We start from the raw sequence: 26,212 nt of genomic DNA, 5'->3' as shown, positions 1-26,212 counted from the left end.
GCGAGCGGCCCGATACTGGACCCCGGCCTTCGCCGGGGTGGTCGAGGGATGGTTGAGTGATCACGTTCCCGAAAGGGAGAATTACCACACAAGTTCAGGACGCCCGCTCTTGTCCTACAACCTAGCCGCAAGCTGCTTGATCGTCGCGCGCATCCGGCCGAGCAGCGTCGCGTCGGGATCGGGGCCGAGCACGCCCTTGGCATGGTCGGGCAGATGCGCGACCGGGTCGCCGTGGGTCGCGAAGACATAGCGATCGAACACGTCGCGCCACACCGCGCGCTGGTCGGCGGGCAAATGGCGTAGCGCGTAGAGGCCGTAGATCAGCGCGTCATAGGGATTGCCCAGATCGCCGCGCGCCTCGTTCCACCAGTAATTGACGAAGACGTTGAAGCGATCGAGCGAATCGACCCCGTGCCACCAGTGAAAGGGGATGTAGATCGCGTCGCCGGGCTCCAGCGTCGCGGTCTCGGCGCTCGCCATCGCGTCCGCGAAGCCGGGATAGCGGTCGAGATCGGGCGCGGCGAGGTCGACCATGCTGATCGGCGTGCCCGCGGGCGTCAGTTCGAGCGGGCCGGGATAAAGGTTCGCCATCTGCTCGGGCGGAAACAGCGTGAAGCGCCGCCGCCCGGCGACGACCACGCCGATATTCTCCTTGAGGTCGTAATGCGGCGCCACCCGGATCGTGTTGCCGATCCACGCGCGCGGCGGCGCGGGCATCGGCAACAGATCGATCGCGTTGGCCTCGGCGAACCCCGGCAACAATTCGGGCAGCACCTCGGATTGCACCGCGATCGCGTGCGGTGCGGGATCGGCGCGGTCGCGCAGCAACCGGCCGAGCACGTCACCGAGCGGCGCGTGCCCGCGCGCGAAATTGAGCGCGCGCATGTCGTCGCGATAGAAGAAACGCCCACCGATCTCGGGCGCGCCGATGATCGCGGTGATGTCGCGCGTCGGGCCGAACCCCAGCAAATGCTCGACCGCCGCCTCGTCGGAGGCGCGCGCCGCCGCCACCGCGGGCCAGCCCGCGCCGAGCCCGCGCAGCACGGCGGGCTTCGCCAGCGGGCGGATCTCATCGAGGAAGCGCGCGCGATCGACGCTCTCGTATTCGGCGATGGGGCGGGGGGCGGGCAGCCCGCTCACGACGCGCGGGCGAGCGGTTGTTCGGCCAGCGATCGTTCCTGGCGCAGGAACTCCTGCTGCGTCGGCATCGCCGCGGCGGTGTGCGCCACCACCTCGCGCAGATGCCGGAGCCGCGTCAGCGTCTCGTCGTCCGCCAGCAGGTCGGCGGCCGGATGATAGCCTGCCGCCTCGATTCCCTGCCCCGCCATCACCGACAGCCAGCTCGTCTCGGTGAACAATTCGTCATGCTCGCGGAAGATGCGCCCCGACGCGCGGAACATCTCGAGCTTGGCCTTCAGCCCCTCGGGCGGCGGGAGATTGCGGCAATAATCCCAGAACGGCGTGTCGTCGCGCTCGGTGGCGTTGTAATGAAGCACGAGGAAATCGCGGATGTCGACATATTCGCGCAGCGTCATCGCGTTGTAGCGGGCGATCGCGCGCGGATCGAACGCGCGCGTCGGAAACAACGTCATCAGCCGCGCGATCCCGGTCTGGACGAGGTGGATGCTGGTCGATTCGAGCGGTTCGAGGAAGCCGCTGGCGAGTCCCAGCGCGACGACATTGCCCACCCACGCCGCCTTGCGGTGCCCCGCGGTGAAGCGCAGCGGCCGCGGATCGCCGAGCGCGGCGCCGTCGAGCCCCGCGAGCAAGGTCGCCGCCGCCTCGTCGTCGGAGACGTGCGCGCTCGAATAGACATAGCCGTTGCCGGTGCGATGCTGGAGCGGGATGCGCCATTGCCACCCCGCCGGCTTCGCGGTCGATCGCGTCAGCGGCTGCCAGTCGGCGGTGCGCTCGCTCGCGACCGCGAGCGCGCGGTCGCACGGCAGCCATTTGCTCCAGTCCTCGAACCCCGCTTTCATCACCTGCTCGATCAGCAACCCGCGAAACCCCGAGCAATCGATGAACAGGTCGCCCGCGATCGTGCGCCCGTCGGCCAGCGTGACGTGCTCGATCAGCCCGCGCTCGCCGGCCTGTGTCGCATCGACGATGCGGCCTTCGACGCGCGTCACCCCGCCCGCCTCGGCGAGCCCGCGCAGCATCCGCGCATAGGCGCTGGCGTCGAACTGGAAGGCATAGGCGAGTTTGGAGAGCGGCGATTTGGGCTGGTCGGGGCGCGGGCGCAGGAATTTCTCGGCGCGCGCCGCGACGATCGAGATCGCATAATCGTCGAGGCTGTGCCGATCGCCGAGCGTGCGGCCCTTGAGCCAGTGATGGTGGAATTCGATCCCCATCATGTCGAGCCCGTAAAAGCCGAACGGATGCGTGTAGCGATGGCCGGGCCGCACCCAGTCGATGAACTCGATGCCCAGTTTGTAGGTTGCGTTGGTCGCGCGCACGAAGTCGGGCTCGTCGATCCCCAGCAAGGCGTTGAACAGCACGATCTGCGGGATCGTCGCCTCGCCGACGCCGACGGTGCCGATCTGCTCCGATTCGATCAGCGTGATCGAAAGCCCCGGCATCGCGCCCAGAATGCGCGCCGTGGCGGCGGCCGCCATCCAGCCCGCGGTGCCGCCGCCGACGATGACGATGCGGCGGATCGGATCGTCGATCATGATGCCGCCGCCATCGGCATCGCCGGCGCCGCGCAGCAGCGCGCGATGAACTCGGCCTGGCTCGGCAGCCGCAGCGCCGCGTCTTCGTAATCGCGGCGCATCTGCGCCATCGCCTGGTCGACTCTCGATTCGTCGAGCGCGTCGGCGATCGGATCGTATCCCTCGGGCCAGATGCCCTGGCCGAACATCACCGCCACCCAGCTCGGGGTCGCGAACAGCTCGAAATTGTCGCGGAAGACGCGGCCCTTCTCGCGGAACAGCGCGATCTTGCGCGCGAGGCTGTCGGGCGGCTCCATCGTCCGGCAATAATCCCAGAACGGCGAATCGTCGCGCCGCGTCGCGTGGAAATGGAGGATGACGAAATCGCGGATATCCTCCGCCAGATCCTTCATCGCGCGATTATATTCGTCGCGCTCGACAGCGGTGCAGCGCTTGTCGGGGAACAAGGCGATCAGTTTGGCGATCCCGGCCTGGACGAGGTGGATGCTGGTCGATTCGAGCGGCTCGACGAACCCGCTCGACAGCCCGAGCGTGACGACGTTCCTGTTCCACGACAGCCGCCGCCGTCCGGTGGTGAACGACAAGGTGCGCGGATCGGCGAGCGCCGGGCCTTCGAGGTTCGCCATCAGCGTGTCGCGCGCCTCGTCGTCGGAGAGATAGGCGCTCGAATAGACCAGGCCGTTGCCCATCCGGTGCTGGAGCGGGATGCGCCATTGCCAGCCGCGCGCCCGCGCCGTCGCGCGTGTCAGCGGCTCGGGCGGCACGACATTCTCGGTCGCCACCGCGACCGCGCGGTTGCACGGTAGCCAACGCGACCAGTCGTCATAGCCGGTCTTGAGCGCCTGCTCGATCAGCAGCCCGCGAAACCCCGAGCAATCGAGAAACAGGTCGCCCGCGATTATGCGCCCGTCGGCCATCGTCAGGTCGGTGACGAAACCGCTCTCGCCGTCGAGCGCGACGTCGACCACCTTGCCCTCGATCCGCTCGACCCCGCCGCGCTCGGCATAGCCGCGCAGGTATCTGGCATAAAGCGCAGCATCGAACTGATAGGCGTAATAAAGCTGGTCGAGCGGGAACGACGCCCCCGTGCCGGGCCGCGCGAAGCGGCCGTGGCGGATCGCCGCCGCGCTCATCGACCAGTCGCTGATCGGCGGCATCTGCCGCTGTGCCCGCGCGCGCAGATAAAGCTGGTGGAACGCGACGCCGTGGATCTCGTGCCCGTGATAGCCGAACGGATGCACGTAACGCTCGCCGATCGCGCCCCAGTCGACGAATTCGATGCCTGCCTTGAACGTGCCCTGCGTCGCCGCGATGAACTCGTTTTCGTTGATCCCGAGCATCTTGTTGAAGCTGAGGATCGGCGGGATCGTCGCTTCCCCCACGCCGATCGTGCCGATCTCCGCCGATTCGATCAGCGTCACCTTGGTGCGGCCGTTGTTGAGGTAGCGCGAGAACGCCGCGGCGGCCATCCACCCCGCGGTGCCGCCGCCGACGATCACGAGTCGCTCGATCGGCGCGCGTGCGCCGCCGGTGTCCTGGTCCGTCGCCCTGCCCGGTGCCGTCCCGCCTGGTGCCGTCGCGCCTGATCCGGTGTTGCCGCCCATGCCCATGCCGCTCTCGTCCTCCCCCCGTCGGGCGCTATTCTAGAGAGGCCGGCGGCGCAGCGTCAAACAATCAAGTTAGCGATACATTAGAGACGCCCGCACATGCGCATAGCGGATTTCCGGGGGTTTGCGCGGGCGCGGCGCGGGGCGTCGTGATAGTTTTGCCACAATTGGGGGGTGATTGCCGTCGCGAATATTGCGCTATCTTGCAGCGACGCGGGTCTTGCGTTACGCAAGAGGCACAAACAAGGCGTGGCAGAAGCTGTTAGCGCTATCAGGTGGGAGGGGATGCATGGGGGACTTCCTGAATTTGCGTCGCGCGCTGCGCGGCGATCGTGGGAGCGCTACCGGTGTGGCGCTGCGCTGCGGGGCCTCGCTGCTCGCGCTGGGCGGCGCGATCGCGGCGCTGCCGGCCTGGGCGCAGGATGCGCCGGCCACGCAGAGCGGCACGGATACCGATCAGGCCGCGTCGGGCGGCGGCGAGATCGTCGTCACCGGCATTCGCGAAAGCCTTGCCAACGCGCAGGAGATCAAGCGTAATTCGGATACGATCGTCGATGCGATCACCGCGTCGGATATCGGCGCCTTGCCCGATCGCTCGGTCACCGAGGCGCTGCAACGCGTCCCCGGCGTCGCGATCAATCGCTTCGCGGGCAGCAACGATCCCGATCACTTCTCGGTCGAAGGCTCGGGCGTCGTTGTCCGCGGGCTGAGCTTCGTCCGCTCCGAATTCAACGGCCGCGACACCTTCTCGACCGGCGTCTACGGTCAGGCGATCAACTTTTCCGACGTGCCGTCCGAACTGCTCGGGTCGGTCGAGGTCTACAAGAACGCCACCGCCGAGATGATCGAAGGCGGGCTGTCGGGCACCGTCAACCTCAACACGCGCAAGCCCTTCGATCATGACGGCATGCTGTTCAGCTTCGACGTCGAGGCCAATTACGGTGACATGGCGAAGAAATGGTCGCCCACTGTCTCGGCATTGTTCAGCAACAATTGGAATACCGGCATCGGCCGGGTTGGCCTGCTCGCCGATGTTTCCTATTCGCAGATCTACAGCCGCGCAGACGGCCTTCAGATCACCAATTACCAAACCCGCGACAACGCGTCGACCACGGCCGCCAACTCCACGAGCACCGCGGTCTGCCGCAATCCGCTGCCGGGCGGCGGTGATTCGACGACGCTGATCCCGGCGAACATCACTAATCCCGACGATCCGGCGACTACGATCGCCAATCCAGCCAATACCTGCGGGGCCGCGCAGACGCCCGGCGCAGACGGTTTCGCCGATCCGTTGGCGTTGGCCTATGCGCCGCTCGGCGGCCAGTTCCGCACCCAGGATTACGATCGCCAGCGCACCGGCATCGCGGTGGCGGGGCAGTGGGAAAGCCTCGATCGCCGCGCATTGCTCACCGCGCAATTCCTGCGCACCGATTCGTATCAGCGCTGGGGCGAGCATACGTTCGAAAGCGCGCCCGATCTGTCGGAATACAATACCTATCCCTACGGCTGTCAGCAGAACAACGCTGGCCCTGGGGCCTCGACGCGCGCCGAATGCCCCGTCGGCGGCTTCGACAATTATCAATATGACGAGAACGGCGTTTTCGAGAGCGGCTATATCACGCTTCCCGGCAACGGCTGGCGTTCGGGCGACAGCGGCTCGGCGACGACCAACGTTCCCACCGGCGGCATCCAGCAATCGCTGTCGCGTCGCGAGGTCGAGGACCAGAACATCGTCGAGGATTACGGCCTGAACTTCAAGTTCACGCCCAACGACCGCTGGTCGTTCAATGTCGACGCCCAACATGTCCATGCCGAGCATGACACGACCGACATGAGCGTGTTCGGATCGACCTTCGCCGATCAGGAGATCGATCTCACCGGCGACATTCCGGTCGTGATCCCGCACAAGCCGCTGACGCTCGCCGCGGGCTGGGCGACGCCCAATCCCGACATGGCGGCGGCGAGCGATTCCGAATATTTCAGGAACCCCAATTTCTCGTTCTGGCGCGCGGCGATGGATCACATCGAACACAGCGTCGGCAACGAATGGTCGTTCCGCGGTGACACTCAGTATAATTTCGACGACGGCTCGTTCCTCAAGCACCTCAAGGTCGGCGCGCGCTATGCCGATCGTGATCAGAAGATCCGCAGTTCGGCCTATAACTGGGGTGCGATCAGCGAGGTGTGGTCGGGCTCGGCGGTCAGCTTCGCCCAGTCGCCGGAATATTCGGGCTTCTACAATTTCGACAACTTCTTCCGTGGCCAGACATCCGGCCCGCCCGGGGGATATTATTTCAACGGCAACCTGATCGAAGCCTATCGGGGCTCGGCCGAATATTTCAAGAGCATCAACGATATCTGGCACAACGAGAACGGTGCCACCGCAACCAACCGCTGGGTGCCTGCCTCGCAGCGTGCGGGGGTGGTCCCGGGAACCGATTTCCTGCCGCAGGAAATCCAGACCGTCAGCGAACGCAACCTCAACGCCTATATGATGGTGAGTTTCGGCAACGACGAATATGCCGATGGCGGGCTCAAGCTGTCGGGCAATATCGGTGTTCGCTACGTCGATACCAAGCTGCGTTCGGCCGGTGCGTTCGGGATTCCCACGGCGACCAATCTGGGCGTGACCGATCCCTATGATGTGCGCTGCGCGCTCCAGCCGCCGCCCGATAACGCGCCGCCGGGAACGCCGCCGAGCCGTCCGGGCGGAATCTGCCAGCTCGGGCCGGAAGGCTATGCCGATTTGCAGGCGTTCGCCGGTGATGGCGTCGCGCAGCCGGTCAGCGCGACCAATACCTATCATTATTTCCTGCCGAGCCTGAACCTCAAGCTCAACCTGACCGACAATTTCCTGCTCCGCTTCGCCGGATCGCGAGCGCTGGCGCGGCCGTCACTCGCCGACACCCGGAATTTCTTCCAGGCGAATTTCGACGGCAACACGCTCCAGCTCGCCACCACGCGCGGCAATCCGTATCTGAAACCGGCGATCTCGGATCAGTTCGACATCACCGCCGAATGGTATTTCGCGCGCGTCGGCTCGCTGACGGTCGATGGCTTCTACAAGAACATCAAGAACTTCTTCTTCCAGGACGTGGTGCCGATCCAGCTTACCAACAACGGCATCACCGAAACCTTCCAGGCGCGCGGCCCGGCCAATTACGAGGGCAGCGGCAAGGTGAAGGGGTTCGAGGTCGCCTACCAGCAGACGTATGATTTCCTGCCGGGGCTGCTCAGCGGGCTGGGGGCGAGCGCGAGCTATACCTATATCGAGAGCAAGGGGCTGCCCAATTCGCGGCTCAACAACGGCAATCCGGTGACCAATTCGCCGATCGGCACCGATTTCCGATTGCCGCTCGAACAATTGTCGAAGCACAACGTCAACGTCGCGCTGTTCTACGAAAAGGGGCCGGTGTCGCTCCGCGCCGCGTACAACTGGCGCTCGCGCTTCCTGCTCACCTCGTCGGATGTGATCTTCCCTTATTATCCGATCTTCAACGAGCCGACCGGGCAGATCGACGCTTCGGCGATGTTCACGATCTACAAGGGCGTCAAGCTCGGCGTTCAGGGCGTGAATTTGACCAACGAGATCACCAAGACCTCGCAGATGTTCACGACCAGCGGGCTGCGCGGGCCGCGATCCTATTTCATGAACGATCGCCGCTTCTCGTTCATCATCCGCGGCAGTCTGTAACGCCGGGAACCTTCGGGCGCAGGAAGGGCGCCTCTCCGCAAGGAGGGGCGCCCTTTTCCGTCTCGAAAGGACGGCGAGGCGAAAGGGGCTGTCCTACAAAGCCCGACTCTGTCATGTTCGCGGCAGATCGAGGCGCGGGTATCCCTTTGATAGACTTGGGTTTCGTGCGGCGTTTTGGCCTAACTTTCGCCTAACCTTCCGGCAAATGCCGCCGCGATCGCGGCGCGCATCGGCGTCGCCCGGAAATCGGGATCGTAGCAACAGCCGCGCCGCGGCTTGCCGTCGTCGCGCGGGTCGAACCCGTCGAGCCAGCTATATTTGTCGCACATCCCCCAGACGAGCACGTCGCCAAGCTGCGGATAGCCGAGCATGATATCGAGATAGGCGCGCGTATAGTCCGCAACGAGCGGGTCGCGCACCGCGAACGGCGCCGCCAGCCCGGTATCGCGCACGTCGAGTTCGGTGATGATCAGCCGGTATCCCATCGCCACCACCGCGTCGAGAAAGGCGCGCCAGTCGCTTTCCTGCCGCGCGACGGTGGCGGCGATGTCGGGGCCGTTGGTGACGAGATGCGATTGGATGCCCAGCGTATCGACCGGCACGCCGCGCGCCCGGAAACCTTCGAGCAGCCGCAGCACGCCCGTGCGGTGCGTCGCGCTGCCCGCGCCCCAGCTCATGAAATCGTTATAGACCAGTTCGGCCGCGGGCGCGTGGGCGCGCGCGGTGTGGAAGGCGAGATCGATCGACTGCTGCGCACCGCCCATCGCCCGCGACAGCGCGATCTCGATCAACCCGCCGGTCTCGGGATCGACCGCCTCGTTGACGACGTCCCAGCTTGCGATGCGAGGGCCGCAATGGCGCATCACCGTCTCGATATGCGTCGTCAGCAGCCGCTCGGCCTCGGTGGCCGGCGTACTGCCGAAATCATGGCTCTCGGCCCAGGCGGGCATCCATTTGGGGCGATGCCACAGCAACGTATGGCCGCGCACCGCCATGCCCTGCCGCATCGCATAATCGAGCATCGCATCGACGCGATCGAACGCGAAGCTCGCCGCATCGGGCCGCAGCGCCTGCCACTTGAGTTCGTTCTCGGGTACCAGCACGCCGCACTCGCGTTCGAGCAGCGCGGCGTAGGCGGGATTGGCGAAACTGCCCGCATCGGCGCCGGGCGGGCTCCAGCCGAACGCCGACCCGAACCGGCGCTTGCCCTTGCGCGCGACGGCGTCGATCGAGGGCGCCGCGGCGGCGCGCGCGCCATCACCGGACGCGATCAGCCCGAGCCCGGCCAGTCCACATCCCGCCAGCAAGGCCATGCCCTCGCGACGCGTGATCTCACTGGCCATGATATGCTCTCCTCGACGGATTAGGGCCGATTGCCATTCAGTTCAGGTCGAGCCGAAAATGGTGGTGTCTCGTGACCCGGCGCGCAGCGTACTTTCAGGTACGTGAGCACCGGAAGCGCGAGAGGCCGCCATTTGCAGGCCGACATGGGCTGAATGGCGATTGGCCCTAGCTCCAGCCGGCGTCGACCCAATACGCGTGCGCGGTGCACATATGCGCATCGTCGGAGGCGAGGAACAACGCCATCGCGGCGACGTCGGCGGGCTGGATGCGGCCGTTCAGGCACTGGCCGGCGATGATCTCGGCCTCGCCTTCGGGGGTGTACCATTGCGCCTGGCGCGGCGTTTCGACATTGCCGGGGACGATCGTGTTGACGCGGATCCGGTCGCGGCCGAGTTCGCGCGCAAGGCTGCGCGTCAGCCCTTCGATCGCCGCCTTGGCGGTCTGGTAGAGCGCGATGTCGGGCAGCCCGAGGTGCCACGAGATCGAGCCGAAATTGATGATCGATCCGCCGCCGCGCGCCTTCATCCCCGGCCACACCGCCTGGGCCGCAAAGAATTGATGCTTCAGGTTCACCGCCATGCGGTCGTCCCAATAGCCCGGCGTCACCGCGTCGATATCGTGGCGGTCGTCGTTGGCGGCGTTGTTGATCAATACGTCGATACCGCCGAAATCGCGTTCGACCGCGCCGATCGCCGCCTTGAACGCATCGAGATCGGTGATGTCGCAATGGTCGAAGCGCGGCGCATGGCGCGCGCTCGCGGAGACCGTCTCGACCAGCGCGCGCGAGGGGGCGTCGGCGATGTCGACGAAGGCGACGCGCGCCCCCTGGCGCGCGAACGCCTCGACCAGCCCGGCGCCGATCCCCGAACCGCCGCCGCTGATGAACACGCGTTTGTCGGCGAGGCTCGGATAGTGCGCAGACCGGGCGGTATCGGTGCCGGCAGCGCTCACTTCTTGCAGCATTCAGGCAGTCCTTGACGTCGTGTGATGAAGTAGGCGGAAGCGATCATTCGGCGCGCCCGAGCAGCCCCCGGCCGGCGAGATTGGTGATCAGCGCGCCGATCCCCATCGTCCAGGGCGCGGCCTGTTTCGAGGTGACGACGCGGTTGACGAGCGTGCCGAGCCGCGGCGTCGCGATCGATACGCGATCGCCGATCTTGTGGGTGAAGCCGCGCCCGGGCTCGTCCCGGTCCTGGGTGGGGGCGAACAGCGTGCCGAGGAACAGCACGAAGCCGTCGGGATAATGATGCTCGCTCAGCGATTGGCGGACGAGGTCGTCGGGATCGCGGCTGATCTCGCGCATCGAGCTGTGCCCGGTCAGGCGATAGCCGTCCTCCGCGCCGGTGATCTCCAGATCGAGTTCGGCCGCGCGTACGTCGTCCATCGTGAAATCACCATCGAACAGCCGGATGAACGGCCCCAGCGAGCACGAGGCGTTATTGTCCTTGGCCTTGCCGAGCAGCAGCGCCGATCGCCCCTCGAAATCGCGCAGGTTGACGTCGTTGCCCAATGTCGCGCCCAGCGCGCGGCCGTCGGGCGCGACCAGCAGCACCACTTCGGGCTCGGGGTTGTTCCACGTCGAATCGGATCGCACGCCGATCTCGGCGCCCCAGCCGATGGTCGAGAGCACCGGCGACTTGGTGAAAATCTCCGCATCGGGGCCGATCGCGACCTCGAGATATTGTGACCACATGCCGTCGTCGATCAGCGCCTGTTTGAGCGCCGCGGCGTCGCCGCTGCCCGGCACCACCGATCGGATCGAGCCGCCGATGCGCTCCTCGAGCCGCCCGCGCACCTTGGCCGCCTTGCCCGCATCGCCGCGCGCGCGCTCCTCGATCACGCGCTCGATCGCAGAGACCGCGAAGGTGACGCCCGATGCCTTGACGCACTGGAGGTCGATCGGGCTCAGCAGCCGCGGGATCGCCGTCACCGACAGGCCGAGCGCGTCGAGCGCCCCCAGGTCCTCGCCGTCGCAATCGGGCGCGCCCGCCGCGGCGAAGGCGGAAACGGTGGGGTAGGCGTGGGTGATATCAATGGCGCGGCCGTCGCGAATCAGGATGACGCACGGGCCGTCGCCGCGGTCGACGCGCCCGACAAACCGGCCGGTCCGCCAATCGGCCGGCAACGCGGTCGTCACCGCAAAATCCATCTCGTGCATCCCCTCGCGTGTGATAGCGCTACCAATATGCGATACGGCCCACGAGTCAAGCATTCTATGGGCGTCACCGTCGCTCTGCGCCACCTGTCTGTCATTGGCAAATGCTTTCCAGCGTGGCGGGCGGCGAGGGCGCGGGTGGGAGCGCAACCCCCTTCGCGATCGCGGCCGCCTCGAGCGTCGCCGGATGACGCGCCGTGGCGGGGGCGATGTCGCCCGCATAAAAGGGATCGCGCTCGGCCTCGGCCAGCGACACGAAGCGCGCGCCCTGTGCACGGTAGAAGTCGAGCAGCCGTGGCAGCATCCGCGCGTCGAGCGCGCCGACATGCATCAGCAGCACCAGCGGGATCTGGCGCCCCTCGACCTTGTTCGATGCCGCCTGCGCCCAGGAAAGCGCATCGGCCGCCGCCTTCATATAGCTCGCCTCCAGCGCGGCGATCCCCGCGTCGTCCTGCTTCGCCACGCAACGCGCATAGGGCGCCGCCCAGGCATAGTCGCCGAAGCTCATCGTCACGCTGGCGATTTTGTAGCCGTGCCCGGCGAGGAAGCGCCGCGCGGCCTGCCACTTATCCGGCGTCTCGCCCTCGGCGAGATAGGGGTAGCGCAGCCAGTGCCAGTCGCTGTCGGTCATCAGCGGGGCGATTACGGCTTCGTCGCGCAGCAGATCGGCCTGCCACGCCGCGAGGGCGTTCTCATTGAGGTTCATGTGCGACCAGGTGTGATTGCCGAGCACCTGCCCCGAGGCGCGCCACGCCGCCAGTGCGGGCGTCGACGCTGGCTCGTTCTCGGCGAAGCCGCCGTTGGTGAAGCCATAGGTCGGCGGTACGCCCGCCTCCTTCAGCGCGTTGCTGATCGCCGCCATGATCGCGACCCGGTTGTCGCCCTCCGGCAGCGGCCCGTGCGCGGGCAGATCGTCGAAGGTGATCGCGATTCTCGGCCCGTTCGGTGTGAACGCCGTGATCGGCACCGCCGCCGCCATCGCCGCATAGCCCGCGGGCGACGGGTGGAGATGATCGCCCGAATCGTACGCCGGCAAGAGTCGTTCCGGCTGCGCGGGATCGCGAACGGCGCGGTCGAAATCGATCACGCCGTCGAAATGGCCGGGCGTCCGAATCCAGGCGTTGAGCGCCTGGCGGTCGGCCTCGTTGGCGGCATCGGCATGATAATAATCGTTGCCGACGAACGGCGTCAGCGTGCCACCCCAGATGCGCAGACCTTGGGCATGCGCGCGGTCGATCGCCTGGCCGTATCCGGTGATGATCTTCGCGACGAGCGCATCGTGCTCCGCCTGCGATACCGGCGCGTCGCGCGTCAGCGTGCCGAGATCGTTGATCGCTTCGAGCAGGATCACGTCGGTGGCGCCGCTGCGCGCGGCGGTGTCGCGGTCGAACCGCGCCAGCAGATTGGGGCCGAGCCCGTCGAGCAGCACGCGGTTGCCGCCGATCCCGGTGTTGATCACGGCCGCGTCGGCGCCCGCCGCGCGCAACCGGGCGGCGAGTTGGTCGGGCCAGCGATCGTCGCCGTCGGTGGTCGCACCGTGCCCGTCGGTGATCGAATCGCCGATCGTCACGATCGCGCGCGCGTGGCCGTCGGCCGCCACTTCGATGTCGGCAAGCTGATACCAATGCTCAACCGGCATCGCGCCTGGCAGATCGGCGTCGCCGACGCGATTGCCCGGTGCCACGAACGATGTCGCGCGCGATCCCGGATGGCCGGTCTGCCGCGCGGGCGGCTCGGGATAATGGATGCTCACCGTGACGTCCGATCCAGCCGGCGCGTCGAAGAGCACCGGGTCCGAAACATATTCCGCCCCCGCCGGAATCGTCACCGATGCCATCCCGCCGAAGCTCAGCCGCACGTTGGTCGCCGGCACGATCTGCGGTTTACCGCGCGCCACCGGCCGCGCGATCGCGGCGGCGTCGATCGTCAGCGGTGCGGTGCCGAACGCGTTCGAGAAGCGCACCCGCACGCGCGTGCCGCCCAGCGAAAGCCGCACCGTCTGGCGCAGCGTCGCATCGGTCAGCGCATCGTCGGGCAGCGCGTTATGCGGTTCGGGCACCTGCTGCGCCGATCCCCAGGACGCGACCCAATGCGGTTCCTGCGCCGCCAGCGGCGCGGCGGCGAGCGTCGCGGCAACGAGCAGCAGCAGCCTCACGACACCACCAGCGTCACCGTCTTGAGCGTGCGCGAGTCGGGCCCGACCATGATGTCGAACGCGCCCGGCTCGACGACGCGCTTCATGTCGATGTTCCACAGCGAGAGCGACCGCGGCGTCAGCGTGAAGCTGATCGTCTGCTTCTCGCCGGGCGCCAGCGTCACGCGGCGGAAACCTTTCAGCTCCTTCACCGGCTGCGTCACCGAGCTTTCCCTGTCGCGGATATAGAGCTGGACCACCTCGTCGCCCGCGACCTTGCCGGTGTTGGCGACGTCGACCGACACGGTCACGCTGCCCCCGGTGCTGATCGTTGCCGCCGACAGCCGCGGCGCGCCGATTTCGAAGCTGGTGTAGCTGAGCCCGTAGCCGAACGGGAACAGTGGCGCCGTGGTGTCGAACAGATAGCCGCGCTGCGCGCTCGGCTTGTGGTTGTAGAACAGCGGCAATTGCCCGACGCAGCGTGCGATCGTCACCGGCAGCTTGCCGCCGGGATTGACGCTGCCGAACAGCACGTCGGCCATCGCGGCGCCGCCTTGCTCGCCGCCATACCAGCCCTCGATCAGCGCGTCGGCCTGTTCGGCGACCTGGTTGACCGAGAGCGGGCGGCCGTTGGTCAGCACCACCACGATCGGCTTGCCCAGCGCCTTCAGCGCATCGAACAATTCCTGCTGCTGCCCCACCATGACGATGTCGTCGCGATCGCCGAGATGGTTGTCGGCCCAGGCTTCGCGGCTGGTCTGTTCGTTGCCGCCGATATTGAGGATGATCGTGTCGGCGCCCCTGGCGGCTTCCACCGCCTGCGCAATCCGCTGCCGGTTCTGTGCGGGATCGGCGAGCGTCACCTCGTCCGCCCACCAATCGTCGTTCTCGGTGATCTTGACGCCCTCGGCATAGACGATGCGTGCCCGATCGCCGACCTTGGCCTTGACGCCGTCGAGCAGCGATACGGTGTGCGGCGGAATCCCGTAATAGCCGCCGAGATGCGCCTTGGCCGCATTGGGGCCGATCACCGCGATCGTGCCCGTTGGTTTCAGCGGCAATAGCCCGTCGTTCTTGAGCAGCACGATCGACTTTTGCGCCGCCTCAAGCGCCAGCGCGCGGGCGTCGGCATTGTTGGTGATCGCCTCCGCTGCGGCGACGTCGGCATAGGGATTCTCGAACAGCCCCGATCGGAACTTCATGTCGAGCACATAGCGCACGGCCTGGTCGATCGCGGCTTGCGAGACCTTGCCCTCGCGCACCTGCTTGACGAGCGTCCGGTACGACAGCCCGTCGGGCAGGTCCATGTCGACCCCGGCCGCGAGCGCCAGCCGCGCGGCTTGCTCCAGGTCGCCCGCGATGTGGTGGATATCCTTCAACTGGTCGATCGCCGAATAATCGCTGGTGATCGCGCCGCGAAAACCCCATTCGCCGCGCAGCACGTCGGTGAGCAGCCATTTGTTGGCGTGGCTCGGCACGCCGTCGATCTCGTTATACGACGGCATCACCGCGGCGACGCCGGTGCGGCGGATCACTTCCTCGAACGGCGGGAAGAAATTCTCGCGCAATTCGCGTTCGGAAAGTGGCGCGGGGCCGACATTGGTGCCGCTCTCGGGCTGGCCGTGGCCGGTCAGATGCTTGAGTGTGGCGAAGACATGCCCCGGCTTGAGCACGCGCGCGCGCCCCGGCCCTTGCAGCCCCTCGACCGCGGCGACGCCCATCTCGCCGACCAGATAGGGGTCTTCGCCGAACGTCTCCTCGATCCGGCCCCAGCGCGGGTCGCGCGCGATATCGACCACCGGCGACAGCGCCTGCGTCACCCCGCGCGCGCGAATCTCGCGCGCGGTGACGACGTTCGTCCGTCGCACCAGATCGGGGTCCCATGACGAGGCGAGCCCGATCGGGATCGGGAAACTGGTCGCGCCCGGCGCGGCGTAACCGTGCAGCCCTTCCTCATGGAACAGGATCGGGATGCCGAGGCGCGTCTTGGTGGTCGCCCATTTCTGCATCGCGTTGACCAGCCGGATCGTCTGCGCAACGTCGCGCCCGGGCAATTCGCGCGGCGAGATCGGGCCGTGCGCGTCGGAAGGGCGGGCGACCCCGCCGATTCCGTTGGGATAGACCTTTGCCATCTTGGCGGCGTCGAACTGGTCGTTCGCGTCGAAGATGGCGGTCTTGCCCGTCCACACGACCTCGAGTTGCGCGACCTTTTCCTCGAGCGTCATGCGGGCGAGCAGATCTTCGACCCGGTCGGCGACCGGCGCCGACACCTGCCGATAGAGCGGCTGCTCCGCCTGCGCGGCGGCCGCAGGAGCGGGAGCGGCGACGGGGGCGGGAACGGGTGCGGCCGAAACCAGTGCGAGAGCCGAAACAGCGCCCAGGATCGCGTGAGCCTTCATTCCCATCCTCCCCAAGTTCACGCCGCGCTGACCGCGGCCGTTGCTGATAGCGCTACCATGCTCTAGGAGGTTGTCAACCGCGAAGAGGAGGGGGTGGATGACGAGGCTGCTGCTGGCATTGGCGTTGCTGCTGGGGATCGCGCCGGCCGCGCACGCCGAGGACGGCTACGATCTCTGGCTCCGCTATCGCCCGCTCGCGGCGGCCCCGCGCGCCGTCGTCGCCGCGCAAGCCGCCGCGATCCTCGCGCCCGCCGATCCGTCGCCCAGCCTGCGCGCGGCGCTCGGCGAACTCGATCGCGGGCTTGCCGGCCTGCTCGGCGCACCGCCGCCGCGCGCCACGACACCGCGCGCCGGCGCGCTCGTGATCGGCACGCCCGCCGAACTTCCTCGCCTCACCGCCCTCGGCCTGCCGCTCGCCCGGCTCGGCGACGAAGGCTATCTGATCCGCAGCGTCACGCTCGACGGCGCGGCGGTGACGGTGATCGCCGCCAACACCGATATCGGGCTGCTCCACGGCGCCTTCGCCTGGCTGCGGCTGGCGCAGACGGGGGCGCGGCTCGACGATCTCGATATGTCGTCGGCGCCGCGAATCGCGATTCGGATGCTCGATCACTGGGACAATCTCGATCGCAGCGTCGAGCGCGGCTATGCCGGGCAATCGATCTGGGATTGGTGGCGGCTGCCCGATTACCGCGATCCGCGCTACACCGATTACGCGCGCGCCAATGCCTCGATCGGCATCAACGGCGCCGTGCTCAACAACGTCAATGCCGCGCCCGACATGCTGACGCCGCGCTTCATCGCCAAGGCGGCGGCGCTGGCGGACGTTTTCCGGCCCTATGGCATCAAGGTGTGGCTATCGGTCAATTTCGCCTCGCCCAAGGTGCTCGGCGGCTTGCCGACCGCCGATCCGCTCGATCCGCAGGTCGCGGCATGGTGGCGCGCCAAGGCCGACGAGATCTATGCCGCGATTCCCGATTTCGGCGGCTTCCTCGTCAAAGCCAATTCGGAAGGCCAGCCCGGCCCGGGCGATTATCACCGCAGCCATGCCGAAGGCGCCAACATGCTCGCCGCCGCGCTTCGCCCGCATCACGGCATCGTCATCTGGCGCGCCTTCGTCTATTCGGCCGACAATGCCGAGGACCGCCCCAGACAGGCGTATAGCGAGTTCAAACCGCTCGACGGCAGGTTCGCCGCCAACGTCATCCTCCAGGTCAAGAACGGCCCCGTGGATTTCCAGCCGCGCGAGCCATTCTCGCCGCTGTTCGGCGCGATGCCGGAAACGCCGCTCGCGCTCGAAGTGCAGATCACCAAGGAATATCTCGGCTTCGCGACCCATCTCGTCTACCTCGCGCCGCTGTTCGAGGAAGCGCTCGACGCCGACACCTATGCAAAGGGCAAGGGCTCGACGGTCGCGAAGGTGATCGAAGGCCGGCTCGACGGCCACGCTTTGAGCGCGATCGCGGGCGTCGCGAACATCGGCTCGGATCGCGACTGGACGGGCTCCGATTTCAATCAGGCCAATTGGTACGCCTTCGGCCGCCTCGCCTGGAATCCCGATCTGTCGTCGCGCACGATCGCCGAGGAATGGATCAAACAGACCTTCACCACCGATCCCGCCTTCGTCGCGCCCGTCGCCGCGATGATGATGGGGTCGCGTCAGGCGGCGGTCGATTACATGACTCCGCTCGGTCTCGCGCACCAGATGGCGACCGGCCACCATTACGGCCCCGCGCCGTGGGTAGGCGATCTCGATCGCCCCGAATGGAACCCCACCTATTACAACCGCGCCGACGCGAACGGAATCGGCTTCGATCGCACGGCATCGGGCAGCGATGCGGTCGCGCAATATGCGCCGCCGGTGGCGCGGCGCTTCGCCGATCTCGGCACGGTGGGCGACGATTACCTGCTGTGGTTCCACCATCTGCCGTGGGGCTATCGGATGGCATCGGGCGACAGTTTGTGGAACACGCTCGTCAGTCGCTACGGCCGCGGGGTCGATGCGGTTGCCGCCATGCAGCGGACCTGGGCGGGGCTCGACCGCTATGTCGATCGCGAACGCTATGCCAAGGCCGCGACGTTCCTCGCGATCCAGCATCGTGAGGCCGGATGGTGGCGCGACGCCTCGATCGCCTATTTCCAGTCGCTGTCGAAATTGCCCTTGCCGCCGGGCGCGAGGCCGCCCGCGCATGACCTCGATTATTACAAGGCATTGCGCTTTCCCTATGCTCCGGGGCATTGATCAGACAACAGAGGAACGATTTTGGCCAAGAAACCCAGCCGGCGCGGTAGCAGCGCCCCCACGATCGCCGACGTCGCCAAGCGCGCCGGCGTCTCGCCGATGACGGTCTCGCGCGTGATCAACGGCGAGCAGACGGTGCGGCCGCTCACGCGCGCCGCGGTCGAGGATGCGATCCGCGCGCTCAATTACGCGCCCAACTCGGCCGCGCGCAGCCTCGCGGGCGGGGGGCAGGTGCGAATCGGATTGCTCTACAGCAATCCGAGCGCGGCCTATCTCAGCGAATTTCTGGTCGGCGTGCTCGATCAGGCGGCGCGGGGCGATGTCCAGCTCGTGATCGAGAAATGCGAACCTGGCCAGGACGAACAGCGCGCGGCGCGCCACCTGATCGACGGCGGCGTCGATGGCGTGCTGCTGCCGCCGCCGCTCAGCGACGCGACCGAGGTGATCGCGCTGTTCGGCGAAGCCGAGGTGCCAGTGGTGGTGGTCGCAAGCGCGCGCCCGCCCGATCGCGTCTCCTCGGTCGGGATCGACGATTTCGAGGCCGCACGCGCGATGACCAGGCATCTGCTCGCGATGGGGCATGATCGCATCGGGTTCATCGTCGGCAATCCCAACCAGCATGCCAGCGCGCGCCGGCTCGAAGGCTATCGCGCCGCGCTTGAGGAGCGGGGTGCGAAGGTCGATGAGGCGCTGATCGCGCAGGGCCTGTTCACCTATCGCTCGGGGCTCGACGCGGCCGAGCTTCTGCTGGCGCGCGATCCGTCCCCCACCGCGATCTTCGCCAGCAACGACGATATGGCCGCCGCCGCCGTCGCGGTCGCGCACCGCCGCGGGGTCGATGTGCCCGGCGATCTCAGCATCTGCGGGTTCGATGACACGCCGTTTGCGACCACGATCTGGCCCGCGCTGACGACGATTCATCAGCCGATCGCGGATATGTCGCGCGCCGCGCTCGATCAGCTCGTCGTCGAGGCGCGCGATCGGCGGAGCGGCAAGCCGTCACCCCATCGGCGTGTGCTGCTCGATTATTCGCTCGTGCGGCGGCATTCCGATGCCCCCCCACGCCGCCGTCGTCCCGAGGTGGTGGCGGGGAAGAAGTAAGGCGCCCTTGCCCGGCGGGCGGCGCGATATCGGCCCGGCATTCAAGCACCGGCATTGAAGTGCGAGTTAGGTAGCGCTAACAAGATCGCATGACCGACCGCACTCCCAAGCGCCGCTTCCGCTCGCGCGACTGGTTCGCCGACCCCGCCCGCGCCGATATGACCGCGCTCTATCTCGAACGGTTCATGAACTACGGCCTGACCCCGGCCGAGCTTCGCGACGGGCGGCCGATCATCGGCATCGCGCAATCGGGCAGCGATCTGGCGCCGTGCAACCGCATCCACCTCGATCTCGCGCGGCGCGTGCGCGACGGCATCCGCGATGCAGGTGGCATCCCGATCGAATTTCCCGTCCATCCGATCTTCGAGAATTGCCGCCGCCCCACCGCGGCGCTCGATCGCAACCTCTCGTATCTGACGCTCACCGAATTGCTCTACGGCTACCCGCTCGACGCGGTGGTGCTGACGACGGGATGCGACAAGACGACGCCCGCCGCGATCATGGCGGCCTCCACCGTCGATATCCCGGCGATCGTGCTGTCGGGCGGCCCGATGCTCGACGGCTGGCACGAGGGCGAACTGGTTGGTTCGGGCACCGTCATCTGGCGCTCGCGCCGCAAGCTCGCGGCGGGCGAGATCAGCGAGGACGAATTTCTCGATCGTGCGTGCGACAGCGCGCCGTCGGCGGGGCATTGCAACACGATGGGCACGGCCTCGACGATGAATTCGATCGCCGAAGCGCTCGGCATGGCGCTCCCCGGCTGCGCGATGATCCCCGCACCCTACCGCGAGCGCGGGCAGATGGCGTATGAAACCGGCCGCCGCATCGTCGACATGGCGTATGAAGACCTGCGCCCCTCGGCGATCCTGACGCGCGAAAGCTTCCTCAATGCGATCCGCCTGCTCACCGCGATCGGCGGGTCGAGCAACGCGCAGCCGCACATCATGGCGATGGCGCGCCACGCCGGGGTCGATCTCGCCCCGCGCGATCTCACCGATCACGGCTACGATCTGCCGCTGCTCGCCAACGTCCAGCCCGCGGGCGAATATCTGGGCGAGCGCTTCCACCGCGCGGGCGGCGTGCCCGCGGTGCTGTGGGAATTGCTGCAAGCGGGCAAGCTCGACGGCGATTGCCTCACCTGCACCGGCCGCACGATCGCCGAGAATATCGAGCCTTGCGAATCGCGCGATCGCGAGGTGATCCGCCCGTTCGGCGATCCGTTGATGGAAAAGGCCGGTTATCTCGCGCTGTCCGGCAATCTGTTCGATCTCGGCATCCTCAAATCCTCGGTGATCTCGGATGAGTTCCGTCGGCGCTATCTGTCACGCCCGGGGGCGCAAGGCGTGTTCGAGGGCCGCGCGATCGTGTTCGACGGGTCGGACGATTATCATCACCGCATCAATGATCCCGCGCTGGCGATCGATGAGGATTGCATCCTCGTCATGCGCGGCGCGGGGCCGATCGGCTGGCCGGGCTCGGCCGAGGTCGTCAACATGCAGCCGCCCGATGCGCTGCTCCGCCGTGGCATCGCCTGGCTGCCGACCTTGGGCGACGGCCGCCAGTCGGGAACGTCGGACAGCCCGTCGATCCTCAACGTCAGCCCCGAAAGCGCGGTTGGCGGCGGCTTGTCTTGGCTGCGCACCGGCGACGTGATTCGCGTCGATCTGAACGTGGGGACGTGCGACGCGCTGGTCGATGCAGCGGAGATCGCGCGGCGCGGGGCCGAAGCGCCGCCGCTGCTGCCCGAAAGCCATTCGCCCTGGGAAGAGCTGTTTCGTGAAAAGAGCGGCCAGCTCGCCGATGGCGCCGCGCTGGAATTCGCGCTCAAATACAGAGGGATTGCGGCGCGAACGCCGCGCCACAATCATTAGGACCGATCTCGCCGAATCAGAGGATCAGGCTGATCAATCCCAGGATTCCGGCCCACAGCGCCAGCGCGCCGAGTGATCCGACCACGATGCCCATCACCGGCCGCCCTTCGCCGTCTGTCGGCGGCGCTTCAAGCGCCTCACCTATGATACCCTTCATAGCAGGCCCCCGCCCGAATAATAATTGTTACCTTTGCCACCCTACCCTTTAAGGATCATAAACAACCTGTCTTGAAAAGCCCTCTTTTCGTCGAACTTGATCGGTTCGTCGCAAATCGCTAGAGGCTCCCGCGTGACGGGTTCCCGAGAGGGATCAAAAGGGAAGTTCGGTGCGCGGAATTCAGGTTCCGCAATCCCGGCACTGCCCCCGCAACTGTAACCGGATAGCCGGCACGCCATCACGCCACTGGGGCTCATGCCCCGGGAAGGCGGCGTTGCCCGCGATAACCCGGGAGTCAGGAGACCTGCCCGTCGCGGTCGATCCTCTGCGCGGACGGGGTGTGCCGGGCGGACGAGGGGCTTTTTCCTCGAGCGAGCGACATTTCGTCCGCTCGCAATGGTGCGCGGCGGTTGCATCGAGGAAGACCCGCATGACCCCCCCGTATCGATTGCTCCTTCTGGCCACCGCTGCGTTCGCCGCCCCCGCGCTTGCGCAGGAAACGCCCGCCGATGTCGTCGTCACCGCCGCCGGCGCGCCGCAATCGGTGAACGAGACCGGCGACGCGATCACCGTCGTCACCCGCGACGATCTGGAGGCGCGCCAGACCGTCTCGATCGCCGATTATCTCGCTACCACCCCCGGCATCAGCGTCACCCGTTCGGGCGGGCCGGGCACGTTGACGAGCCTCAGTATCCGTGGTGCCGAGGCCACGCAGACGCTGGTCCTGATCGACGGTGTGCGCGTCAACGATCCGTCGTCGCCCGGCGGCGCCTTCGATTTCGGCAGCCTGCTCTCGGGCTCGGTCGAACGGGTCGAGGTGCTGCGCGGCGCCAATTCGGTGCCCTGGGGCAGCCAGGCGATCGGCGGCGTCGTCAACATCGTCACCGAACGGCCGCCCGAAGCCGGCGTCGCCGCGCGCGCGAACGCCGAATATGGCGCGGCGGACAGCGTCGTCGCCAACGGCGCGGTCTCCGGCCGCAGCGGCGCGCTCTCGGGCGCGCTCACCGCCGGATACCTGCGCAGCGACGGCATCTCGGCGGCGGCCGACGGCACCGAGCGCGATGGCTATCGCCAGATCGGCGGCAGCGCGCGGCTCGGCATCGACGTCACCGACGGCATCGGCGTCGATTTGCGCGGTTACTATGCCCATTCGAAGATCGATCTCGACGGCTTTCCGCCGCCCGCCTACGTCTTCGCCGACACGCCCGAATATTCGACGACGCAGGAACTCTACGGCTATGCCGGCGTCCATGCCGATTTCGGGAGCTTCCGCAACCGTGCCGCCTTCACCATCGCCGACGTCAATCGTGACAATTATGATCCTGGTGTCGGTGCGGCGGCGCTTTTCATCGGTCGTGGTCGGTCCGAGCGCTACGAGTATCAGGGCGATTACCGCGTCCTCGATCAGCTCCGCATCGTCGCCGGTGCCGAGCATGAGGACAGCCGCTTCGACGACGGCACTACCACCGCGTCGACCGGCACCACCAGCGTCTATGGTGAACTGATCGTCCAGCCGGTGCGCCAGCTCACGGTCACCGGCGGGGTGCGCAACGACGATCACGACGATTTCGGCAGCCACACCAGTATCGGCGCCAACGCGGCGCTCGCGCTCGCGACCGGCACGACGTTGCGCGCCAGCTATGCCGAAGGGTTCAAGGCGCCGACGCTCTATCAGCTCCACGGCGCCTACGGCACGCCGAGCCTCGAGCCCGAAACGGCAAAAAGCTACGATGCGGGGATCGAGCAGGCGCTGCTCGACGGCCGCGTCCGCGTCGGCGCGACCTATTTCCATCGCGATACGCATAACCAGATCGATTTCGATCTCGGCACGTTCACCTATGCCAATATCGCGCGTGCGCGCGCCAGCGGCGTCGAAGTCGGCATTGCGCTGCGCCCGATCGATGCGTTCACGGTCAGCGCCAATTATACCTACACCAGGGCGCGCAACCGCACCCCGGGCGCCAATTTCGGCCATGATCTCGCTCGCCGCCCGAGGGAGACGGTCAATTTTTCGGCCGATTATCGCTTTCCCTTCGCGCTCAGTCTCGGCGGCACGGTCAGCGTCGTCGGCGACAGCTACGACGATGCCGGCAATGTCACCCGGCTCGACGGCTACGTGCTGGCGGGCGTGCGGGCAGAATTGCCGGTCGGCGAGCGTTTCGCGCTCTACGGCCGGATCGAGAACCTGTTCGACGAGCGCTACCAGACGGTGTTCGGCTATGGCACGGTCGGTCGCGCGGCTTATGGCGGGGTGCGGATGAGGCTCGATTGATGCGTCGTGCGGCGATCCTGCCGCTGCTGCTCGTCCTCGCCGGCTGTGACAGGCCGGCGCCGGCGACGCATGGCGGGATCGTCTCGACCAATCCTTGCGCGGATCAGATGCTGGTCTCGCTGGTCGAGCCCGATCGGATCGCCGCGATCAGCCATTATTCGCAAGACCCCACCGCGACGTCGCTGCCTCCCGAGGTCGCGCGCCGCTACCGCGTGACGGCGGGCACCGCAGAGGAGGTGATCGCGCTTCGCCCCGATCTGGTGGTGACGAGCACCTTCACCCCCGCTGCGACCCGCGCCGCCTACGAACGCGCCGGGCTCAACGTGCTCCTGTTCGATTCGCCGACGACGATCGCCGCCAGCAAGGCGCAGATTCTGGAACTGGCGCGCGCAGTCGATCGGCCGGGGCGCGGGCAGGCGATGGTCGCGCGGATCGATCAGGCGCTCGCGGCGACGAAACCGACGGATGCCGCGCGCCCCTCGGCCTTGCTCTACATCAGCGGCGATCTCGTGACCGGGCGGGGTACGCTGCTCGACGAATTGATGACGCATGTCGGCCTGCGTGATGCAGCCGCCGATTACGGATTGCAGCATACCGGCCGGCTGCCGCTGGAGACGATCCTCGGCGATCCGCCCCAACTCATCATGGCGCCCGAATTCTCGACGCGCGAATCGGCGATCCGCACGCGCGTGCTCACCTATCGCACGCGGCAGGCGGCGTTCCCGCGCAACCTCGTCAATTGCGGCGGCCCGACGATCATCCCCGCGGTCCAGACGCTCGCCGCGATCCGCCAACAGGTGCTCGAATGAGCCGCACCGCCAAGCTCGCGCTGCTCGCGGCGCTGGTCGTGCTGCTGTTCGCCGCGTCGCTGACGGCGGGCAAGATCTGGGTGCCGTTTTCGGCATGGTGGAGCGCCGATCCCTTGTGGCGCATCGTCCTCGAACTGCGCCTGCCGCGCGCGGTGCTCGGGCTCGTGCTCGGCGCCGTGCTGGGGCTGTCGGGCGCGGTGCTGCAAGGCTATCTCAGGAACCCGCTCGCCGATCCGGCGGTGGTCGGGGTGTCGTCCTCGGCGGCGCTCGGCGCGGTCGCGGCGATCGTGTTCGGCTGGGCGGGCGGAGTGTTCGCCTGCGCGATGCTGGCGGCGGCGGGCTCGATGGCGCTGCTTGCCGCGCTCACCTGGCGCACGCAGAGCGCGGTCGGCTTCATCCTCGCCGGCACCGTGCTCGCCAGCCTGTCGGGCGCGCTCACCGCGTTCCTGATCTCGATCGCCCCCAATCCCTATGCCACCGCCGAGGTGATCGACTGGCTGATGGGCGCGCTCACCGATCGCGGCTGGGCGGATCTGCTGCCGGCCTTGCCCTTCCTCGGCATCGGCGCGCTGTTGTTGCTCCTCACCGCCCCCGCGCTCGATGCCCTCACGCTCGGCGAGGCGGCGGCGCGATCAATGGGGGTGCGGCTCGGGCGGTTGCAGGCGCTGGTCGTGCTCGGCACCGGGCTCACGGTCGGGGCGAGCGTCGCGGTGACGGGCGTGGTCGGCTTCGTCGGTCTCGTCGTGCCGCACCTGCTGCGCCCGATCTTCGGGCACCGCCCGGCGGCGCTGCTCCTGCCCTCGGCGCTCGGCGGTGCCGCGTTGGTGCTCGCCGCCGACAGCCTATGCCGCCTCGCGCCCGGCCCTGGTGAGGTCCGCCTCGGGGTCGCAATGGCGCTGATCGGCGCGCCCTTCTTCCTTGCCCTTCTGCTCCGGCAGCGGAGGCTGGCATGGATCTGACGATCGATCGCCTCGGCGTGACGCTCGCCGGCCGCGCGGTCCTCCACGACATCACCGCCACCTTCCGCCCCGGCCGCGTCACCGCGATCCTCGGCCCCAACGGTGCGGGCAAATCGACACTGGTCAAGGCGATGGCGGCGCTGGTCGCGATCCAGAGCGGCGCGATCCGGCTCGGGGAGCGCGATGTCGCCGCGCTCGATCCGCGCGATCGGGCGCGCCGGATCGGCTATCTGCCGCAGGATGCCGCGATCCACTGGAACGTCCCCGCGCGCGACGTGATCGCGCTCGGCCGCGCCCAGCACCATGCGCCCTTCGCAGGGCTCTCGGAAGGCGATCACGCCGCGATCGCCGACGCCGTCGCCGCGACCGCGACCGCCGATCTGCTGAACCGCCCGGTCAACGAACTCTCGGGCGGCGAGCGCGCCCGCGTCCTGCTCGCGCGGGTGCTGGCGGGCGCGCCGCAATGGCTGCTCGCCGACGAACCGCTCGCCAGCCTCGATCCCGCCCACCAGATCGACATCCTCGATCGCCTGCGCGCGCGCGCCGCGGCGGGGGCGGGGGTCGCGATCGTCCTCCACGATCTCGTCCAGGCGGGCCGCGCGGCGGACGACGTGCTGCTCCTCAAGGCCGGCCGCGTCGCCGCGTTCGGCCCTGCGGCGCAGGTGCTCACCCCCGCCAATCTGCGCGCGGTGTTCGCGATTGATGTCAGCGTCACCGCCGATTCCGCCGGGCGGCCCCTGTGCATCCCGATCGGACGGGCGACCGGCTGACTCCGGTCTTCGCTTGTGGCACAAGC

The 26,212-nt window shown here is 67.5% G+C and carries 17 protein-coding genes and 1 riboswitch; of the genes, 8 read left to right on the top strand and 9 right to left on the bottom strand.

The genetic code is table 11. The features are described 5' to 3' along the window. Positions 1 to 114: 114 nt before the first annotated feature. Genes DFR49_RS09490 through DFR49_RS09480 form a run of 3 tightly spaced genes read right to left on the bottom strand, consistent with a single transcriptional unit; the run spans position 115 to position 4,282 of the window. Positions 115 to 1,140 carry a cupin-like domain-containing protein gene (locus DFR49_RS09490; protein WP_119035530.1) on the bottom strand — a complete coding sequence of 342 codons (1,026 nt, stop codon included), beginning with the start codon at positions 1,138 to 1,140 and terminating at the stop codon, positions 115 to 117. Next, positions 1,137 to 2,672 carry a tryptophan halogenase family protein gene (locus DFR49_RS09485; RefSeq protein ID WP_119035529.1) on the bottom strand — a complete coding sequence of 512 codons (1,536 nt, stop codon included), beginning with the start codon at positions 2,670 to 2,672 and terminating at the stop codon, positions 1,137 to 1,139. The genes DFR49_RS09490 and DFR49_RS09485 overlap by 4 nt, the downstream gene beginning before the upstream one ends. Then, positions 2,669 to 4,282: a tryptophan halogenase family protein gene (locus DFR49_RS09480; RefSeq protein WP_281271762.1), complete on the bottom strand. Its 1,614-nt coding sequence runs from the start codon at positions 4,280 to 4,282 to the stop codon at positions 2,669 to 2,671. The genes DFR49_RS09485 and DFR49_RS09480 overlap by 4 nt, the downstream gene beginning before the upstream one ends. 286 nt (positions 4,283 to 4,568) lie before the next feature. Here DFR49_RS09480 and DFR49_RS09475 point away from each other — a divergent pair, with 286 nt between their 5' ends. After that, entirely contained in the window at positions 4,569 to 7,973 is a 3,405-nt protein-coding gene (locus tag DFR49_RS09475; RefSeq protein WP_119035527.1) for a TonB-dependent receptor, read from the top strand. Positions 7,974 to 8,152: 179 nt separating this feature from the next. Here the strand turns inward: DFR49_RS09475 and DFR49_RS09470 are convergent, their stop codons facing one another. From DFR49_RS09470 to DFR49_RS09450, 5 genes are all read right to left on the bottom strand, one after another. Then, positions 8,153 to 9,316, bottom strand: coding sequence for an endo-1,4-beta-xylanase (locus tag DFR49_RS09470; RefSeq protein ID WP_119035526.1), 1,164 nt, complete (start codon positions 9,314 to 9,316; stop codon positions 8,153 to 8,155). 166 nt (positions 9,317 to 9,482) lie between these two features. Then, positions 9,483 to 10,280 (bottom strand): D-xylose 1-dehydrogenase, encoded by a 798-nt coding sequence (gene xylB / locus DFR49_RS09465; RefSeq protein ID WP_119035525.1) that lies wholly within the window; start codon positions 10,278 to 10,280, stop codon positions 9,483 to 9,485. Positions 10,281 to 10,323: 43 nt separating this feature from the next. Next, the gene (locus DFR49_RS09460) at positions 10,324 to 11,466 is read right to left on the bottom strand and encodes a fumarylacetoacetate hydrolase family protein (RefSeq protein ID WP_119036336.1); all 1,143 of its coding nucleotides are present in this window, start codon (positions 11,464 to 11,466) and stop codon (positions 10,324 to 10,326) included. 100 nt (positions 11,467 to 11,566) lie between these two features. Further along, complete coding sequence (locus DFR49_RS09455; RefSeq protein ID WP_119035524.1) at positions 11,567 to 13,627, bottom strand: GDSL-type esterase/lipase family protein; 2,061 nt, start codon at positions 13,625 to 13,627, stop codon at positions 11,567 to 11,569. Then, positions 13,624 to 16,005, bottom strand: coding sequence for a glycoside hydrolase family 3 N-terminal domain-containing protein (locus DFR49_RS09450; protein ID WP_119035523.1), 2,382 nt, complete (start codon positions 16,003 to 16,005; stop codon positions 13,624 to 13,626). Before DFR49_RS09450 ends, DFR49_RS09455 begins: the two co-directional genes overlap by 4 nt. 97 nt (positions 16,006 to 16,102) lie before the next feature. On the opposite strand from DFR49_RS09450, the gene DFR49_RS09445 reads away from it, so the two are divergent. The 3 genes from DFR49_RS09445 to DFR49_RS09435 all read left to right on the top strand — a co-directional run bounded on the left by DFR49_RS09445 (position 16,103) and on the right by DFR49_RS09435 (position 21,219). Then, complete coding sequence (locus DFR49_RS09445) at positions 16,103 to 18,247, top strand: alpha-glucuronidase family glycosyl hydrolase (protein ID WP_119035522.1); 2,145 nt, start codon at positions 16,103 to 16,105, stop codon at positions 18,245 to 18,247. A 21-nt stretch (positions 18,248 to 18,268) separates the two neighbouring features. Further along, positions 18,269 to 19,348, top strand: coding sequence for a LacI family DNA-binding transcriptional regulator (locus tag DFR49_RS09440; protein WP_211325853.1), 1,080 nt, complete (start codon positions 18,269 to 18,271; stop codon positions 19,346 to 19,348). Between the two features lie 89 nt (positions 19,349 to 19,437). Then, positions 19,438 to 21,219 carry an IlvD/Edd family dehydratase gene (locus DFR49_RS09435; RefSeq protein WP_119035520.1) on the top strand — a complete coding sequence of 594 codons (1,782 nt, stop codon included), beginning with the start codon at positions 19,438 to 19,440 and terminating at the stop codon, positions 21,217 to 21,219. A gap of 16 nt (positions 21,220 to 21,235) precedes the next feature. On the opposite strand, the gene DFR49_RS21960 is transcribed toward DFR49_RS09435, so the two are convergent. Further along, on the bottom strand, positions 21,236 to 21,376 hold the full coding sequence (locus DFR49_RS21960) for a hypothetical protein (RefSeq protein ID WP_170150986.1): 141 nt from the start codon (positions 21,374 to 21,376) through the stop codon (positions 21,236 to 21,238). 120 nt (positions 21,377 to 21,496) lie between these two features. Then, positions 21,497 to 21,702, top strand: a riboswitch (cobalamin riboswitch). 104 nt (positions 21,703 to 21,806) lie between these two features. Here DFR49_RS21960 and DFR49_RS09430 point away from each other — a divergent pair. The 4 genes from DFR49_RS09430 to DFR49_RS09415 are packed head-to-tail and all read left to right on the top strand — an operon-like array spanning position 21,807 to position 26,186. After that, positions 21,807 to 23,648 (top strand): TonB-dependent receptor plug domain-containing protein, encoded by a 1,842-nt coding sequence (locus tag DFR49_RS09430; RefSeq protein ID WP_119035519.1) that lies wholly within the window; start codon positions 21,807 to 21,809, stop codon positions 23,646 to 23,648. Next, the gene (locus DFR49_RS09425) at positions 23,648 to 24,457 is read left to right on the top strand and encodes an ABC transporter substrate-binding protein (protein ID WP_119035518.1); all 810 of its coding nucleotides are present in this window, start codon (positions 23,648 to 23,650) and stop codon (positions 24,455 to 24,457) included. Before DFR49_RS09430 ends, DFR49_RS09425 begins: the two co-directional genes overlap by 1 nt. Beyond that, positions 24,454 to 25,416 (top strand): FecCD family ABC transporter permease, encoded by a 963-nt coding sequence (locus tag DFR49_RS09420; protein WP_119035517.1) that lies wholly within the window; start codon positions 24,454 to 24,456, stop codon positions 25,414 to 25,416. The genes DFR49_RS09425 and DFR49_RS09420 overlap by 4 nt, the downstream gene beginning before the upstream one ends. Further along, a complete protein-coding gene (locus tag DFR49_RS09415; RefSeq protein WP_119035516.1) occupies positions 25,407 to 26,186 on the top strand; it encodes an ABC transporter ATP-binding protein in 780 nt (259 codons plus the stop codon). The genes DFR49_RS09420 and DFR49_RS09415 overlap by 10 nt, the downstream gene beginning before the upstream one ends. The last annotated feature ends 26 nt before the right edge of the window (positions 26,187 to 26,212 follow it).

Source organism: Hephaestia caeni (assembly GCF_003550065.1).
Lineage (GTDB): Bacteria > Pseudomonadota > Alphaproteobacteria > Sphingomonadales > Sphingomonadaceae > Sphingomonas > Sphingomonas caeni_A.
Note: the sequence above shows the minus strand (reverse complement) of the source record. Positions and strands in the feature narration are given on the sequence as shown.

What these genes read in the sequence shown, in the direction of transcription:
- DFR49_RS21960 (WP_170150986.1), bottom strand. Translation starts at nt 21,376, where the DNA reads ATGAAGGGTATCATAGGTGAGGCGCTTGAAGCGCCGCCGACAGACGGC.
- DFR49_RS09460 (WP_119036336.1), bottom strand. Translation starts at nt 11,466, where the DNA reads ATGGATTTTGCGGTGACGACCGCGTTGCCGGCCGATTGGCGGACCGGC.
- DFR49_RS09470 (WP_119035526.1), bottom strand. Translation starts at nt 9,316, where the DNA reads ATGGCCAGTGAGATCACGCGTCGCGAGGGCATGGCCTTGCTGGCGGGA.
- DFR49_RS09445 (WP_119035522.1), top strand. Translation starts at nt 16,103, where the DNA reads ATGACGAGGCTGCTGCTGGCATTGGCGTTGCTGCTGGGGATCGCGCCG.
- DFR49_RS09480 (WP_281271762.1), bottom strand. Translation starts at nt 4,282, where the DNA reads ATGGGCATGGGCGGCAACACCGGATCAGGCGCGACGGCACCAGGCGGG.
- DFR49_RS09450 (WP_119035523.1), bottom strand. Translation starts at nt 16,005, where the DNA reads ATGAAGGCTCACGCGATCCTGGGCGCTGTTTCGGCTCTCGCACTGGTT.
- DFR49_RS09475 (WP_119035527.1), top strand. Translation starts at nt 4,569, where the DNA reads ATGGGGGACTTCCTGAATTTGCGTCGCGCGCTGCGCGGCGATCGTGGG.
- xylB (WP_119035525.1), bottom strand. Translation starts at nt 10,280, where the DNA reads ATGCTGCAAGAAGTGAGCGCTGCCGGCACCGATACCGCCCGGTCTGCG.
- DFR49_RS09435 (WP_119035520.1), top strand. Translation starts at nt 19,438, where the DNA reads ATGACCGACCGCACTCCCAAGCGCCGCTTCCGCTCGCGCGACTGGTTC.
- DFR49_RS09415 (WP_119035516.1), top strand. Translation starts at nt 25,407, where the DNA reads ATGGATCTGACGATCGATCGCCTCGGCGTGACGCTCGCCGGCCGCGCG.
- DFR49_RS09485 (WP_119035529.1), bottom strand. Translation starts at nt 2,672, where the DNA reads ATGATCGACGATCCGATCCGCCGCATCGTCATCGTCGGCGGCGGCACC.
- DFR49_RS09420 (WP_119035517.1), top strand. Translation starts at nt 24,454, where the DNA reads ATGAGCCGCACCGCCAAGCTCGCGCTGCTCGCGGCGCTGGTCGTGCTG.
- DFR49_RS09430 (WP_119035519.1), top strand. Translation starts at nt 21,807, where the DNA reads ATGACCCCCCCGTATCGATTGCTCCTTCTGGCCACCGCTGCGTTCGCC.
- DFR49_RS09425 (WP_119035518.1), top strand. Translation starts at nt 23,648, where the DNA reads ATGCGTCGTGCGGCGATCCTGCCGCTGCTGCTCGTCCTCGCCGGCTGT.